Origin of the sequence: uncultured Marivirga sp., from assembly GCF_963974845.1 — a bacterium.
In the GTDB taxonomy this organism is placed as follows: domain Bacteria; phylum Bacteroidota; class Bacteroidia; order Cytophagales; family Cyclobacteriaceae; genus Marivirga; species Marivirga harenae.
Genome location: NZ_CAXBEQ010000005.1, coordinates 62,547 through 78,397, shown reverse-complemented (window position 1 = coordinate 78,397; position 15,851 = coordinate 62,547). Strand labels below are relative to the sequence as shown.

At 35.4% G+C, this 15,851-nt stretch carries 13 protein-coding genes and 1 pseudogene; 12 read left to right on the top strand and 2 right to left on the bottom strand.

What is annotated here, in order from left to right; all coding sequences use genetic code 11:
* Positions 1-122 precede the first annotated feature (122 nt).
* Positions 123-893, bottom strand: a complete 771-nt coding sequence (locus AAC601_RS12230) for a CDP-alcohol phosphatidyltransferase family protein (RefSeq protein WP_340153428.1) — start codon at positions 891-893, stop codon at positions 123-125.
* A gap of 230 nt (positions 894-1,123) precedes the next feature.
* Here AAC601_RS12230 and AAC601_RS12225 point away from each other — a divergent pair, with 230 nt between their 5' ends.
* From AAC601_RS12225 to AAC601_RS12200, 6 genes and pseudogenes are all read left to right on the top strand, one after another.
* Positions 1,124-2,086: a hypothetical protein gene (locus AAC601_RS12225; RefSeq protein WP_340153427.1), complete on the top strand. Its 963-nt coding sequence runs from the start codon at positions 1,124-1,126 to the stop codon at positions 2,084-2,086.
* Positions 2,087-2,207: 121 nt separating this feature from the next.
* Complete coding sequence (locus tag AAC601_RS12220; RefSeq protein WP_340153426.1) at positions 2,208-3,875, top strand: RHS repeat-associated core domain-containing protein; 1,668 nt, start codon at positions 2,208-2,210, stop codon at positions 3,873-3,875.
* Positions 3,876-3,887: 12 nt separating this feature from the next.
* Entirely contained in the window at positions 3,888-4,751 is an 864-nt protein-coding gene (locus AAC601_RS12215) for a hypothetical protein (protein WP_340153425.1), read from the top strand.
* A 13-nt stretch (positions 4,752-4,764) separates the two neighbouring features.
* Positions 4,765-5,613, top strand: a pseudogene (locus tag AAC601_RS12210) (RHS repeat-associated core domain-containing protein); the annotation flags it as partial.
* On the top strand, positions 5,603-6,265 hold the full coding sequence (locus AAC601_RS12205; protein WP_340153424.1) for a hypothetical protein: 663 nt from the start codon (positions 5,603-5,605) through the stop codon (positions 6,263-6,265). The pseudogene AAC601_RS12210 and the gene AAC601_RS12205, both read left to right, overlap by 11 nt.
* Positions 6,266-6,565: 300 nt before the next feature.
* On the top strand, positions 6,566-7,114 hold the full coding sequence (locus AAC601_RS12200) for a transposase (RefSeq protein WP_340153423.1): 549 nt from the start codon (positions 6,566-6,568) through the stop codon (positions 7,112-7,114).
* A 409-nt stretch (positions 7,115-7,523) separates the two neighbouring features.
* On the opposite strand, the gene AAC601_RS12195 is transcribed toward AAC601_RS12200, so the two are convergent.
* On the bottom strand, positions 7,524-8,687 hold the full coding sequence (locus AAC601_RS12195; RefSeq protein WP_340153422.1) for an iron-containing alcohol dehydrogenase: 1,164 nt from the start codon (positions 8,685-8,687) through the stop codon (positions 7,524-7,526).
* Between the two features lie 142 nt (positions 8,688-8,829).
* Here AAC601_RS12195 and AAC601_RS12190 point away from each other — a divergent pair, with 142 nt between their 5' ends.
* The 6 genes from AAC601_RS12190 (at position 8,830) to AAC601_RS12165 (ending at position 15,792) form a co-directional block, all read left to right on the top strand.
* Complete coding sequence (locus AAC601_RS12190; protein ID WP_340153421.1) at positions 8,830-9,411, top strand: hypothetical protein; 582 nt, start codon at positions 8,830-8,832, stop codon at positions 9,409-9,411.
* Entirely contained in the window at positions 9,408-10,073 is a 666-nt protein-coding gene (locus AAC601_RS12185; protein WP_340153420.1) for a hypothetical protein, read from the top strand. The genes AAC601_RS12190 and AAC601_RS12185 overlap by 4 nt, the downstream gene beginning before the upstream one ends.
* A 91-nt stretch (positions 10,074-10,164) precedes the next feature.
* Positions 10,165-10,761 (top strand): hypothetical protein, encoded by a 597-nt coding sequence (locus AAC601_RS12180; protein ID WP_340153419.1) that lies wholly within the window; start codon positions 10,165-10,167, stop codon positions 10,759-10,761.
* Positions 10,762-10,917: 156 nt separating this feature from the next.
* Positions 10,918-11,988, top strand: coding sequence for a hypothetical protein (locus AAC601_RS12175; protein ID WP_340153418.1), 1,071 nt, complete (start codon positions 10,918-10,920; stop codon positions 11,986-11,988).
* A gap of 75 nt (positions 11,989-12,063) precedes the next feature.
* A complete protein-coding gene (gene gyrA / locus AAC601_RS12170) occupies positions 12,064-14,583 on the top strand; it encodes a DNA gyrase subunit A (protein ID WP_340153417.1) in 2,520 nt (839 codons plus the stop codon).
* Positions 14,584-14,634: 51 nt separating this feature from the next.
* On the top strand, positions 14,635-15,792 hold the full coding sequence (locus AAC601_RS12165) for a tetratricopeptide repeat protein (protein ID WP_340153416.1): 1,158 nt from the start codon (positions 14,635-14,637) through the stop codon (positions 15,790-15,792).
* Positions 15,793-15,851: the final 59 nt, after the last annotated feature.

The following is a 15,851-nucleotide window of genomic DNA, read 5'->3' as shown; positions in this document are numbered from 1 at the left end:
GAGCATCGCAAACTTCGGTTTTTTTATGAATATAAAGTAATTTTTAAAAATGCAGCGTATTTATAAAAATATGAAAACTTTGCTGGAGTAATTGCGAAGAAGCTAAAGTGTTTTTTAGGGGGTTACTTAATTGCTAGTTTCCGGATTAAAGTGAATACAATAATTAAAGAAGAGTAGCCTATAAAAAACGGAATAATAAACTCTATAAAGCCCATTGACAGCATAATGGCCATGATCATTAATTGAAAGCCCAATCCGTAAATAGATATCATGGACATAAACCAATTGGGAATTTGTCGGATTTTAAAAGCGCTTGCGTCAAACCTATAGATAACCCAATCAAAAGGAAAATACAAAACACGAAAGATATGGAATAGAATTTTGACAGTGGTCTGGCTTTCAGTCGGAAACGCAGCAGGAGGCTTACTTTCGAATATTTTACTGGTAGTATCTCCACCGATTGTCCGGTGTCTTAAAATCACATAATAGTAGTTATATAAAGTACCCTGTAACTGTAAAGCTATATAAGCTATGAACGCCAACCAGTAACTACTGTCACTTTTATAACTTATCACCATAATAAATATCAAATTCAAAATACTGTCAAATATTGAGTCGAGATACCTACCAGAATAGGAGGGGCTTTCTTTAATTCGAGCTAGCTCTCCATCCATTGCATCTACTATTGATTTAAGGATGAGGCCAAAGCCTGCGATCAAATAGTTCTCTAGTAGAATTGCATAAGCAGATAGTATTCCAATTATACCAAACCAAATAGTAACTTGAACAGGGGATACTGAGGTACTTTTTAATAAATTTGAAAAGAAAACTGCAGGGCCTCTTCCGTAATCTGAAAAGTCGAAAAACTTTTGCTCTTTATCTATTTTCGGCATTGAATATAATCTAGTGCTATGTTTTAGGCTACAACCTTATATAAGTTAAGGATTTATTTTAAGATAATAATTCATTAATAACTTTGCTTAGACAATTTTTGTTCATCGAAAGGCTTCATAAATATTGGGAAAATCATATTTTAAAATTATTTGATACTGTTTACATCGCTCCATTTTAAAATAGTATAAAATTTAATTGCTCAATTTACTTTAGCTTTATAATTTGGCTTGTGCACTTTTTAAATATAAGATATCATTGGGAAAAGAGTGACTTTTTCGGAAGGGCTTCTCTTTTATTTCGCTATGCGGCCTACCTGTTCAATGCTATTTTTCTGATCATATTTTTAGATGTCTATAGCATCCAATTAGATGTTTGGCATTATTTTTCATTCCTAGTAGCTGTCCTATTACCCTACACCTTATTTATTTATTATGTTCAAGAAAATAACGACAAAGGAATAGGAATTCGACAGAATATGTTCGATTTTCTAGTTGTCGGGTGGTTTGTGGGACTTATTCATTTGCTCTATATTCCCACGTTCTTGTTTATTTTAGGCTTAGTAAGTAACTATGTGGCTTCCAGAGGTTTTCATAAATTCTATAGAATACTAGTCATCCCAGTCGGTTATATCCTAACCTTAGCTATCTATGGGTTTCAAATCAAATTTGATTTAGCAGATCAGATGCTTCATTTGTCCTTGGCCTACGCTTTAATCCACTTTATTACGATTGCTTATATTAGCTATCGGTTCTCCAAAAGCGTTCAGCTGGTAAATAAAAAAGTCACCATACAACAACGTGAAATAATTACTCAATCAGAAGAATTACAGTCGCTTAATGAATCTTTAACTGCTTTAAACAATCATTTAGAAGAAAAGGTAATGGAACGGACGCAGGAGCTCCAACGCAAAAATGAAAAATTGGCAGAATATACTTTCATCAATGGGCATCAACTAAGGGCTCCAGTTGCCAGCATGTTGGGTTTATGTAACTTATTGGACTATGCTGAAGAGGTGGACGAGAAAGAAGTTATAATCCATAAGTTAAAGGATGAAGTGAAAATTTTAGATATTACAATCAAGGAAATTAGGTTGAAGCTGGAAACCGACAAAAGTATTGTGGACCAAGTGAAAGAGATAGAGACTGAACATTCACAGTTTGAAAAATTGAGAGGAAAGATTTGGGGAATGTGAAAAATCTAAAACAGCAAAGCCAATGCCGATCTTCACAATAATTGATTGCATTTAACTCAGATCTGTCGTATAATCGAAAATATACTTTATCAATGTGATTTACCGTTCTACTGGATATATATTGGAACAAGAGATAAGAGGCAATAGGCTTCATCCATCTAATGATTATTGCGGTTGCTTGTTTTTGAAGGTCTATATCAAACAATTCATCCAAACAGCAGAGGGCAGGGTAGTACCTAAAAACGTAGATGGGGTAGCAAAAAATGAATACCAATATCATTTGAAAGATCACTTGGGCAATGTGCGGACTACTTTTGCGGTAAGGGATGATGATTATGCTACTGGTTTTGAAACCCTTGAAAACCCCTATTTCGACAATTATGATGATATTACCATTCTTCCTAATCAATATAAAAGGAGTGGCAATTACAGCCACCGGTTAACGGGCGGAGGAACTGATATAGTAGGTTTAATGAAAACCTTATATGTCAGCAAAGGCGATAAAGTAAGTGCCGAAGTGTACGGCAAGTATTTAGATGCTGCCTTTACCAATGATCAAATTAATGCAGGAGCGTTAGTTAATGCCTTGGTGAGCATGCTGGGTGGTGGTACTCTTACAGGTGAGGGGACTATAATAGAAAACAACCTCAACTCGGATTACATTTCCGCGGCCATGGCAGATGGGAGCGAGGATGAAAGCCCTAAAGCCTATTTGAACTACATCATGCTGGACAAGAATTTCAATTATGTAAATTCAGGTTTTGAAAGATTATCAGAATCAGCTGCTGATGATGGCACAGGCAGTGGCACACACCAAAAACTCTCTTTTGAAGAAATAGAGGTAGCGGAAGACGGATATCTGATGGTGTTCTTAAGTAATGAAAGCCAGCAAGCTGTTGAACTCTTCTGGGATGATTTTAAAGTGGAGCATCATTATAATGCAGTGCTGCAAGCGGATGATTACTATCCCTTTGGTCTAACCTTTAACTCCTACCAGAGAAGCTACAGCAAGGCGAACAACTTTAAGTATAATCAAGGAACTGGTGATAAAACATTTCAAGGAGCGGAAGGAAAGTTCTTTAGAACAGAGAGAGTTCCAGAGCTTGGATGGGACATGACTAAGTTCAGGATGTATGATTATGCGCTAGGTAGATTCTTAAATGTTGATCCATTGGCTGATATTGATGTGAATTACAGATGGAGTACTTATAATTACTCATTCAATAACCCGATTCGATGGAATGACCCATATGGTGACTGCCCTACTTGTGTTGATGATATTATCGAAGGATTTAAAGCATTTGGAGAGATGATGGCAAGAAATTTTTCTTTTAAAGGAAACGATAATGAACAGGAAAAATCAAATAACGGATATCAAAATGATGACTTAGAGGTGGTTCTGGGTGGTATTGGTGGTGAAGGGGGGGCAATGAATGAGAGATCATCTTCAAATACGTTATTTATCGAACTAGATGATGTTACTACATTGGGTGGAGCAATAATAAAGCAAGCATACAAAGACATTAAATTACCTAAAGTGGATAATAACAAAAGGACTGTTTCCAACCCTTCAGAAATGGATGGGTATGAAAGAATAGCTGATGCTTTTAAGACAGGTATTGATGCGGCTGGTAATTCGGATAAGCCTGACGCACCTGATACCACCCGTTATAAGAATGGTAATTCTGCAGTAATGTATAATGATGGAAGTTTGATTCTATTAGATCCAAATGATAAACCGATTCAAAGAAAACAAAGTGGAAGAAGTTTATTTGAAGATATTGAATAAAAACAACAAATAATGAAAACAAAATTATACTTATTTATTATATTTTTAACATTGGCTTCATGTGGAGAGTCAAAGAAGCAAGTAATTGAAGAGGATAACTTAGAGTATCATTATACGATGCAAAATAATAAAAGAAATGGTGAAGCATTCATTATTTCAAAACAGAATGATACGTTGGCTAAATTGAATTATTCAGGAGGGCAATTAGACGGTAGAAACAGTTATTTTTTCGAAACTGGTGAAGTCAAGTCTACCCATGAATATGTAAATGGTCTGCTTGACGGAGAGACTTTTTTATATTATAAAAATGGACAAATCAAATCAGTTTATTTATTTGATAATGATACTCTTGAAGGAAAAACAAAGGAGTATTACGCATCAGGTCAAGTCAAATTAATTGGAGATTATTCAAGTGGACTTGCTCAAAACAGATGGAAGCAATTTTATGAAAATGGTGCTACAGAAAGATTCTACGTTTACAAAAATGATACCTTGCTATACTACAAGGCATTTACTGAGGATGGGGGCGTTTATGATGATTATTTTTATTTAGATGTATCTTTATTAAGGAATGACAGTCTACAAATTAAACTTTATCATTATGAAGTTGATTCATTACTGGTAGGAGTACTAATGGGAGAATTGAAAATTGAACCGCATAAAAAATTGGTTGATACAGTTTATAGAAATACGTTCCATTCATCGACAATAATTGTACCAGCCATAACCGACAAAAACAATGTTGCATCGGGGATAATTTATGAAATGAATGCGGAGAATTATGATATTATTTCAGATTATTATTTTCGGTACGATGTAGAAAATGATAGTAATTTGGTAAAACCAATTACCGGTTTTGATGATCTAAGGGAATGACTACTATCCCTTTGGTTTGACTTTTAACTCCTATCAGAGGAGCTACAGCAAGGCGAACAATTACAAGTATAATGGTTTTGAGGAACAGGTAGAATGGGGCGTTTACGACTATCAGGCTAGATATTATGATGCTGCTCTGGGTAGGTTCTTGAATGTTGACCCTGCATCTGATTTAATGAGAAGACACTCACCTTACAATTACGCCTTTGACAACCCGATCAGGTTTATTGACCCTGACGGGATGATGCCTAGTGATGTGGTTGATCCCGATCCACCATCTAAGGCAAATAGAACGCTTAGTGATGTTGGGGAAGGGTTTAGCATGCTTTTAAAAATAACGACAGGTAAAGATGCTTCAGAAATATATCAAGGTCTAAGTGACGGGCTTCAATACATGGAAGACAAATTAATAACAGAAAATCAAGTTAAGGATGTAGCTGACAATCCCGAAAAAACTGAATTATCAGGTTCTGCATTGATAGGAAATATGAATGGGGATGGTGCAGCAATCGAGGGGTACGGAGCTGGGAATGAGATAGATGTTTCAATTATGCAGAATTTATTAGGTGTAAGTATGCCAGGTGGAGCACCTGAAGCATTAGGTGAAAGAATTAGTACAGCTGTATCAGGTGGGGAAAAGCTGGTTGAAGGGGCTATTGAAACCTATAAAGAGATTGGGAAGAGTGTTCAAACTAAACCTATTGGAACATCGTCAACACCTGGTCAAGTCGTCACTTATCCTTTTATGAGTGATGGTGATTCTTCTACTGCTGTTATTAAAACTCACATGTCACCCGAAAGGGGAAGGTCATATTTTAGAAGTGATACTGTTGATTTAAAATATAATAATAATGAAAAATAAACCTGTTATTCTAATAGCCTTTGTGTTTTTACTGGGTTGTTCTACTGATTCTGAAAAACACAAAAAATATTTCGAGACTGGAGAATTAATGATTGAAGAATATAGTCAAAATGATACTTTGTTTTATCAAGAATATTATAAAAATGGTAATTTAAGTAAACAAAGGCAATCATATAATAGGTTTAGTTTAGTGAGAAAATTTAACGAAACCGTTTCACAGCAATTAATGTACAAATTTGCTAGGATGAATGACACCATCACATATGCAGTTAAATATGATGACGCTGGTTATAAGATTGATTCTTTAGTCAAGAGTAAATTAAATATCAGTATTACTTCGAATTTAGATACTTACAGTTTAGGTGATACTGCTAATATAAAAATAAGAATGATCGATCGTAATTATAGTGATCAATCAATAAATTTGGTTGAAGAATTTAATGTAAATAGTTTATTTTCTTTTGAAAATTATAGGTCAAGCGAACATGAAATAAATCTTGAATTTTTATGTGATTCTAAAGGCGAAAATATATTAAGAATAATTTACTATGACACGTCTTTTGAAATGGTAGAGCAACTAGGAGATTCTGCTTTTTATGGCTACAGATATGGATTGTTCGATTTTATTGAATACTCTTATCTTGTAGAATAAACCCCCGTTCCCGCCATGTTTTACGTGGTGGCAATTAAGAAATATCAAAACCCCCACCTCGTCCTCGTTTGTAACGAGGATGCCTAAAGCAAAGCATTTGTAATGCTAAAACCTCAAAAGAGCTTATTTCTTGCGACCGTTCCTTAAATCCAGAGCCACCAGCTCGTCTTGCAACGAGGATGACTAAAATCAAGCATTTAAAATGCTTAGTAGGCACACTTTATCTAAACCTAGTTGCTGTTTTTCAAAAAAACCATTTCTTTGTAGGATAAACTAAAGGGCAGTAAATCAACCAAAACTATGTCTGGCGACCGATATAAAATAGCCGATCAAAATGCTTTGTATTTTGTAACATTCACAGTGGTAAATTGGATCGATGTTTTTACCAGAAGATCCTACAAAATTGAAGTAGTAAATTCATTGAATTACTGTATTCAACAGAAAGGATTAAAAGTATATGCTTGGTGTTTGATGAGTAATCACATCCATTTAATACTATCTGCAGATAAAGGATTTCGATTATCTGATATTATTAGAGATTTCAAGAAATTCACTGCCAAGCGTATCCTAAAGATGATAGAAACCGAAGTTGAAAGCAGAAGAGAATGGATGCTGCAACAGTTTAAGTTGGCGGGTTTAAAATTACAAAGAATTAAGAAGTATAAGTTTTGGAAGGACGATAATCACGCTATAGAATTAACAAGCAAAATGATAGATGGGAGAGTTGAATATATTCATCAGAATCCTGTAAAAGCTTTAATTGTGGACGATGCAGAAGAATATGTATATAGTTCAGCAAGAGATTATGCTGGAAGAACAGGCTTAGTACAGATTAGTTTTTTGAGTTGAAAACTCATAGTTTGGGAATCCTCGTTACAAACGAGGACTAGAGGGTTAAACGCTTTTCCATATAAAATACATTAAAACCCCAAGCTATTAGAGAGGCTTGAGGGTATTTACTTTAATTATTATCTTGTCTTATCTGCCGTTCAATTAGGCTTATAATGAACCCCACCTCGTCCTCGTTTGTAACGAGGATGACTAAAATCAAGCTGTCTCGTAATGCTAAAACGACCAAAGAGCCTATTTCTGGAGACCTTTCCTTAAATCTAAAATCCCGCCTTGGCTCGTGCGCCCCTTCGCAATGATATAATGACCTCCTATAACTGTACAATTCCTCCTAATAAAAACGCAAATCTTCACAGGTCTTAGGGTCTCCCTAACACCAGTGAAGACCAATCAAAGTCATTAATAAGTCTTAAATACTCATTTCTACTATTTCTTTAGCCAATTCCGGACCAACTTTTTGTCTTTCTCCTAATCCGACCCATTTTCTTTCTTTGAAACGATCATAAACCGTTTGCGGAGTGTTGCGGTAATCAGTGGTGTATTTTGATAATTTTGTATCAATCCCCAAGGATTCAAAGAATGAAACCGTCATTTCAATAGCTTTCTCCGCTATCTCAATATCTGATTCTCCAGTCAATCCCCAAACTCTCTTCCCATACTGTACTAACTTCTCTTTCTTATCATCAAATAGTTTTCTATATAGATTAGGAGCAATAATGGCCAATGTTCTGGCGTGATCAATTCCATGCAAGGCAGTAAGTTCATGCGCTATCATATGAGTGGCCCAATCAGTGGGTACCCCCAGTCTCAAGATTCCGTTTAAAGCCATAGTAGCAGACCACATGAAATTAGAAGCTGATTTATGGTCTGCAGGGTCTTCCATTACTTTTGGTCCTATTTCAATCAGTGTTTGTAAAATCCCTTCGGCAATGCGGTCTTGCAATAAAGCATCATGCTGATAGGTTAGATACTGTTCTAAGGTATGCGTATAGGCATCCACTATGCCGTTGGCGATTTGCCTTTTAGGAAGTGATTGAATCACTGTTGGATCACAGATTGAAAATACTGGAAAGTATTGTGGACCTCCAAATGTACGTTTTTCTTGAGTAGAAGCTTTGGTGACCACCGCCCCAGAATTCATTTCAGAGCCTGTTGCAGGTAAAGTTAGTACTGTTCCAAAAGGCAATACCTTTTCTTGTTTTCTGGCTAATCCTTTGGCTACTAAATCCCATTCATCTCCATCATAATAAGCAGCAGCCGAAAGAAATTTACATCCATCTATCACAGAGCCACCTCCAACAGCTAAAATGAAATCAATTTTTTCATCTCTAATGATTTTCACTGCTTTCATTAAAGTTTCAAAATGCGGATTAGGCTCGATACCCGAAAATTCAGTGATTTTGTAATCCTTAGTGGCTTTAATAACTTGATCATAAACACCATTTTTCTTAATACTTCCACCACCATAGGATAATAAAATATGGCTTCCGGCTGGAATATTATCAGCCAATTTTTTGATTTCACCTTCTCCAAATATGATTTTTGTTGGATTCTTAAATTCGAATGCGTTCATAGTAAAATTTTGTTTCCCAAAGATAACGCCCTAGTTTGAAGAGGGTTTTTTAATTTCTTTATAATTTGCAAATTCTTATATTTGAGTTTAACGAACTGAATATAGTATGCATAAATTATGGATCAGCCTTATTTTTCTTTTTTTGATTAAAATTCAAACCTATGGACAAAGTGGAACAGAGGGTCGGACTGAAGGATTTGTGCCAAATGGATATGTGGAGATGATTGAAGATGGTGAAAAGCAAATAAAGCTATTCCCTGAGGATTTTAGAATGGATCAACCTAAAATTGGAAGTAAGTTCCCTTCCTTTGCCTTCGTGGATATCAATGGCGATTCCATTACTTCTGAAATACTGGAAGGCAAAATCGCTTTATTGAACTTCACTTTTGTGGGTTGCTCTGGCTGCAAAATGGAGCAATTCACCTTAGAGAAAATCACCAAAATGTATGCTGAAAGAGATGATATTGTGTTTATCAATTTCATCAATAGCGCAGATTGGCGAATTAAATGGTATTTGAACAGATTTGGTGAGAAAGGATATATCTCTGTTCCTATTGATGAAGAAACTTATAAGCAATATTTTCATATAGTAACAGCCCCAACACATATGTTTTTGGCAGATGGAATTATAAAAGAAAATATATCTGCTCCACTTTGGAGTGAAAATTCTTATCAATTTGTTGTTAATTTTATTGAAAGTATAGACTCAAAAACACAGCTATGAACAAGTCATTTATCTTCATTTTCTTGCTAATAGCAGGGGTTTCATGTTCTCAACCAGATGATAAAGGCGATATAGAGCCAATTTATCAATCTCTGGCTGAACAAAAGCATTTATATTATAATGTTGAATACAGTATTTGTAATGCAAATGGAGAGGTAACTAATGATTTTTATGGCTTCGTGGCATTGAATAGAAATACTGATAGTGGTATATCATCTGCTTACTTTGGAATAGATGAAAGTCAGAAAGTGCACTATTTGCATTCAATTTATTTGAAAGATCAGTGGATTTATGATCTCCAAAGTCCAAGCTACCGTTTGGAGGATGCAGATTTGATTACCGATAGTCTTCATAGTCCCATTTTGCTTAATCCTGATCAATTATGGCAAATTGAACAAGATTCAGTTAGCATAGCCAATCAGAAAATCGACAGGAAGTACGAGAAGTGGACTTTTGAATTGAGGGATAAGCCCGATCAGTTGATTGTATTTTGGAACTCAGAAATCAATAAGATCACGGAAATTGAGTATAAGTATGCAGTAAAATCCCCTAATACCTACAGCAGAAAGTGGTCTTTTGATTACATGGCTAAATCCGAATTTACTCGATTGGAAAAGGGGTTTAAACAACAAAATCAAGCGGCTAATCAAGCTTATTTATAATTTTGGTCTAAAAATGTTAATGCTCTATCCATTAAAATTGTAATCTGCAATTATTTAATGTATTTTTCCTTTTATAAAACGAATCAAAGATATGTTCACAGAAGCAGAAATAGCCGTAATCATTGATAATCAAGAAATTGATAAAATCGTGGAAAGCTTGAGAAAAGACTTTCTTGAGAAAACAGCACCTTATTTTGAAATTAGTAATCACGATTTTTTGTCTTTGATCTTATTAAGCCCGGTGGTCGGCAAAGCCATGGCTAATAACAATATCAGTTTTAAAGAGGAAATGTCACTGCAGAAAAAAGCGAGAAAATTATCGAAAGGAGGTTTTTTCTTGTCAAAAGATCCCGTTGCGGACTGCATGAAATTTTTAATCAAGAATTTTAAAGATTGGGAAGATGAATTTTACCTATCAATTAATAAGATTTTTCATGTGTTGTTTGAAAAGGAAACCTTGTCTAAAGCCAACAATACAGCGGTTTCCTACAGCATTAGAGTAATGGAAGCTCCTTATATTTTGATTCGTTTTATATCTTCTTTGTTTTTGGAAAGAGAAGAAGATATTCTTAATCCGGGGAGGTTGAGGAAAATCGAATGGGAGAAAATTAAATCAATTGGTGAAAAAACGGGTCTGTCAGACCTCAATTTATTCAATGAGTTTATGGAGTCTTTCGAGGTAAAATAAATGTATTAACAGCAATTAGCATAATTTTTGTATTTTTGTGCGATCAGATGCTTATTTAAGTAAATGGTAACTAGTACTCAGTATCATGCTCGATAGTATTCGAGGAAAATTGTATCGTATAATTGCCTTAAAGGCGCTTTATAAAACTATCATTCTTTGGGGAGAAACCGATTTAAAATAAAACTTTTCACCTTTACTATTTTAATTGTAGGCGTATTTGCTTCTAGGCCTTTAATAGGACAGGTATTCAATCCTTGGGGACCTCCGCCAAATGATAAAGATATTAACGCAAGTTTATTTCGTAAAATAGCTAATTATTTTTCTGCAGAAGTAGCAGTGGGTTATGGCTCCACCCGTTATAGACAAAATCTAGATGAATTTCAAATTTACAGTAACAGCAACGATTTGTATTTGTTGGGACAAGATTCCCTAGGAGGACCTGTGGGAATAAGTAATTGGTTAAATAGACCCTTCACAACTGATACGATAAATACCAGCTCCGCAATTCTATATCAATCTAATTTTAATGAATCGGAGCAAAATGGTAATTACGTGATTGATAGTCTTGAAAAACGTTTGGTAGGAGGAGGTAATGCTATACCAGTCCATTTAAAAATACATTTCAATTATTGGCGGTTGAGAATCGGGGCGGGAGCAACATTTGAAATCAATTCTAAGGCAAACCTGAGACTAAAAGGTTTTCCAAATTACATAGCAGAGTATGAATCAGATTTTTCTAGATTCTATACAAGAAAGTATTATTTAACAGCTGGAGTTCATTATTTTGATTTTTGGGATTTTTCTTATTTCGCTGATATTGAGTATGGTAACTTCAGATTGTCTGAAAGCGCATTCCCTGGAGGCAATGTGAGTACTAACAATTATTGGAATATCAGCTTTCCTATCGAAAAGAATTTTTCTGAATATTTTAGATTGGTGATGAGGCCCTCGGTAGATTTAAAATCGATTAATACTTTCTTGCCTACAGGTCAATCAATTAAAACCAATATGTGGAATTTGCAATTTCAAGTGGGGGTTAGAGTAAGTTTCCCACTTTTCAAAAAATGTCCGATTAGTAATTGCGAAGCACAAAAAGAGCATCATCATATTGATAAAAAGTATAGGGGCCAGCCGATATACAAATGGCAGAACCCAAAGGTAGGTGAAAATGATCCTTATAATCTTAATGAAAAAAGAGAGGCATTTCCGTTTTTAAAACGCAAATGAAATGATTATTTTTGTCACCGCTTAATAAAATTCTTTAAATTGCACTTTATTTATTTTTAGATAGTAAACAAATCTATGGCTGAAGGAGAAAATGAAAAAATCATCCCAATTAATATAGAGGATGAAATGAGAGGCGCCTACATTGATTATTCAATGTCGGTTATAGTTTCAAGGGCTTTGCCGGATGTTAGGGATGGCTTAAAACCCGTACACAGACGAATACTTTTTGGAATGCAAGAATTGGGCTTAGCCCATAACAGACCTTATAAAAAATCAGCCAGAATTGTGGGTGAGGTTTTAGGTAAGTATCACCCACATGGCGACTCAGCTGTTTACGATACCATGGTGCGTATGGCACAGCCTTGGTCTTTACGTTACCAAATGGTGGATGGCCAAGGAAACTTCGGATCCATAGATGGAGATTCGCCTGCCGCGATGCGTTATACCGAGGCTAGATTAAAGAGAATAGCGGAAGAAATGTTGACTGATATTAATAAGAATACGGTTGACTTTCAATTTAACTTTGATGACTCCTTAAAGGAGCCAACAGTATTACCTGCAAAAGTTCCAAATTTACTATTAAATGGTGCTTCTGGTATTGCAGTAGGTATGGCTACCAATATGGCCCCTCATAATTTAACCGAGGTAGTCAATGGAATAATTGCTTATATCGACAATAACGATATTACAGTTGCTGAACTGATGGAACATATCACGGCACCTGATTTCCCAACTGGAGCCGCAATTTACGGTTATCAGGGAGTTAAAGCGGCCTTTGAAACGGGTCGTGGCAGAATCGTAATGCGAGCAAAGGCAGAAATTGAGGTGTTAAAATCAGGTAGGGAACGAATCATTGTGACTGAAATTCCATACATGGTGAATAAAGCCAATATGATTGAAAAAACTGCTGGCTTAGTAAATGAAAAGAAAATTGAAGGCATTTCAGATATTAGAGACGAATCTGATAGAAATGGATTAAGAATAGTTTACGAAATCCGTAAAGATGCTATTCCTAATGTTGTCTTAAATAATCTTTATAAATACACTCAGCTTCAAACTTCTTTTAGTGTCAATAATGTTGCTTTGGTAAAAGGCCGACCTGAAACACTGAACCTGAAGGACATGATTAAACATTATGTGGATCATAGGCATGATGTAATCGTTAGAAGGACTAAATATGAGCTTGAAGAAGCGCAGAAGCGAGCACACATATTGGAAGGTTATTTGATTGCATTAGATAATCTTGATGAAGTAATTAAATTAATTCGTGAATCCAGAGATCCTGAAATAGCTAGAAACGGCCTAATGGAGAAGTTTGAATTATCTGAAATTCAGGCTAAAGCCATTTTGGACATGAGACTCCAAAGATTAACGGGTCTTGAAAGAGAGAAAATCATACAGGAGTACGAGGAGATTAAAAAGCTAATTGAATATCTGGAATCTATTCTTGCGGATGAAGAGCTTAGGATGAAAATCATCAAAGACGAAATGCAAGAAATGCAGGATAGATATGGTGATGAAAGACGTACTGAAATCATCCATAGTGCCGAAGAATTTACAGATGAGGACATGATTCCTAATGAAGATGTAGTGATCACGCTTTCACATCAGGGATATATCAAGCGAACCTTATTAAACGAATACAAGACCCAGGGACGAGGTGGAGTAGGCTCAAGAGGGGCAGGAAGTAAAGATGATGACTTTACAGAATTGCTATTTGTGGCTAAAACCCATAATTACTTGTTGATATTTACGGAATTGGGTAAAGTGTATTGGATTAAGGTATACCGACTTCCGGAAGGATCGAAAACTTCTAAAGGTAGAGCTATTCAAAACTTGATAAACATTGAGTCTGAAGATTCAGTGCGAGCGGTAATAAATGTTGAAAATCTTGACGATGCAGATTACATCAACAATAACTTCCTAGTGATGTGCACTCAAAAAGGTACTATCAAGAAAACTACCTTAGAGGCATATTCCAGACCAAGAGCAAACGGAATTAATGCTATTTCAATCAATGAGGGAGATAGATTATTGAATGTGAAATTAACCAATGGTGATAATAATATTATTATTGCTGCTCGTTCAGGTAGGGCAATTCGATTCCATGAAAGCAATGTTCGTCCTATGGGGAGAACTGCAGCTGGAGTCAGAGGTATCAGCTTGAAAGATGAAAAGGATATTGTAGTTGAAATGGTAGCCATTACTAGAGAAAACGCAAATCTTTTGGTTGTTTCTGAAAAAGGATATGGGAAGCGTTCCGATATTGAAGACTACCGTATTACCAAGAGGGGTGGTAAAGGTGTTAAAACCTTAAACGTGACCGAAAAGACAGGAGAGTTGGTTGCAATAAAAGAAGTTATTGATTCTGATGACTTAATGATTATTAATAAATCAGGTATCACTATTCGAATGGCAGTGGAAAGCTTAAGAGTTATGGGGCGTGCAACGCAAGGCGTTCGATTGATCAAAGTGAGTGAGAATGATAGCATTTCATCAGTTGAAAAAGTGGAGAAAATTGATGATTTGGATGAAGAAGGAGCAACTGAAGAACAGGAGTCGGATGCTAAAGAAGACAACAATAGTGAATCATAATTAAATAAATTAAGTATAATAGAATAATTGTTTAAACAAAATAAGATAGAAATGAAAAGAATCGCATTAGTTTTCGCCTTTTTTTTAGCAATAGGGCAGGTGTTTGCGCAGAATTCAAATGTTCGTAAGGCAGACAGAGCTTTGGAAAGTGGCGATTTGCAAGAAGCAAAAACGCTGATTAATGAAGCTGTTGAGCACGAAAAAACAATGAATGACCCAAAAACTTGGTACACAAGAGGAACCATTTATCAGGCCATTTTAAATAATGAAGGATATTCTGATGAACTAGTAAAGAAAGCGTCAGAAAGCTATGACAAAGTTTTTGAAATGGTTGATGAAGGGGATAAATATTTCACCCTCACTGATTTGAAGATACAAGAACTTTGGGGTGGTTTTATCAATGAAGGTTCAACTGCTTATTCAGATCAGAACTATGAAGAGGCAGTAACTGCATTTGAAAAGGCTTTATTAGTATTGCCTGACGATACAACTGCTAATTTATATGCTGGTGTGGCGTCACAGCAAATGCAAAATAATGAAGATGCTTTAAAATACTACTACAGATTATTAGACCTAGATTATCACTCTGAAGATATCTATGGTAGTATTATTTCCATTGAGCGATATGCTAATAAAGATCTGGAAAAGGCACTTGAAATCACAAGAATGGCTAAGGAGAAATTTCCTGATTCTGATACTTTCCAGAAATCAGAAATTAATTTGTTGATTGAAACAAAACAAGTAGATGTGGCTAAGGACCGAATCAATGATGCAATTGCGAAGGAGCCGGATAATGCGAACCTATATTTCAATTTAGGCTACCTTTATGAGCAGCTTGAGGAACCAACAAAAGCAGAAGAAGCATACCTAAAAGCTATAGAGTTAGATCCAGACTATTTAGATGCAAACTTTAATTATGCTGTTTATTATTATAATAAAGCAGCCGATTTGTTAGCTAAAGCTCGAGATATGGATTTGCAGACTTACAAAAAAGAAGGTAAAAAGGTAGAGAAGGAAGCCTTAGGATATTTAGAAAAGTCTAAGCCTTATTTTGAAAAAGCTTTAGAGATTTCACCGAAAGAGTTAGCAGTTATTGAAACCTTGCAAACTGTTTATGCTCAGTTGGGAGAAAACAAGAAAGCTGAAGAAATGATGAAGAAAGCAGACGAGCTAAATGCTGGTGGAAAAGCTAAAACGGGTGATCAATAATATATTTATAAATCATATTGTAAAAGGTTATCTGAACAGATAGCCTTTTTTTATGTTCT

Excerpts from the sequence above, each read along its gene's own strand:
- AAC601_RS12230 (WP_340153428.1), bottom strand. The coding sequence starts at position 893 with ATGCCGAAAATAGATAAAGAGCAAAAGTTTTTCGACTTTTCAGATTAC.
- AAC601_RS12215 (WP_340153425.1), top strand. The coding sequence starts at position 3,888 with ATGAAAACAAAATTATACTTATTTATTATATTTTTAACATTGGCTTCA.
- AAC601_RS12205 (WP_340153424.1), top strand. The coding sequence starts at position 5,603 with ATGAAAAATAAACCTGTTATTCTAATAGCCTTTGTGTTTTTACTGGGT.
- AAC601_RS12200 (WP_340153423.1), top strand. The coding sequence starts at position 6,566 with ATGTCTGGCGACCGATATAAAATAGCCGATCAAAATGCTTTGTATTTT.
- AAC601_RS12195 (WP_340153422.1), bottom strand. The coding sequence starts at position 8,687 with ATGAACGCATTCGAATTTAAGAATCCAACAAAAATCATATTTGGAGAA.
- AAC601_RS12185 (WP_340153420.1), top strand. The coding sequence starts at position 9,408 with ATGAACAAGTCATTTATCTTCATTTTCTTGCTAATAGCAGGGGTTTCA.
- AAC601_RS12180 (WP_340153419.1), top strand. The coding sequence starts at position 10,165 with ATGTTCACAGAAGCAGAAATAGCCGTAATCATTGATAATCAAGAAATT.
- gyrA (WP_340153417.1), top strand. The coding sequence starts at position 12,064 with ATGGCTGAAGGAGAAAATGAAAAAATCATCCCAATTAATATAGAGGAT.
- AAC601_RS12165 (WP_340153416.1), top strand. The coding sequence starts at position 14,635 with ATGAAAAGAATCGCATTAGTTTTCGCCTTTTTTTTAGCAATAGGGCAG.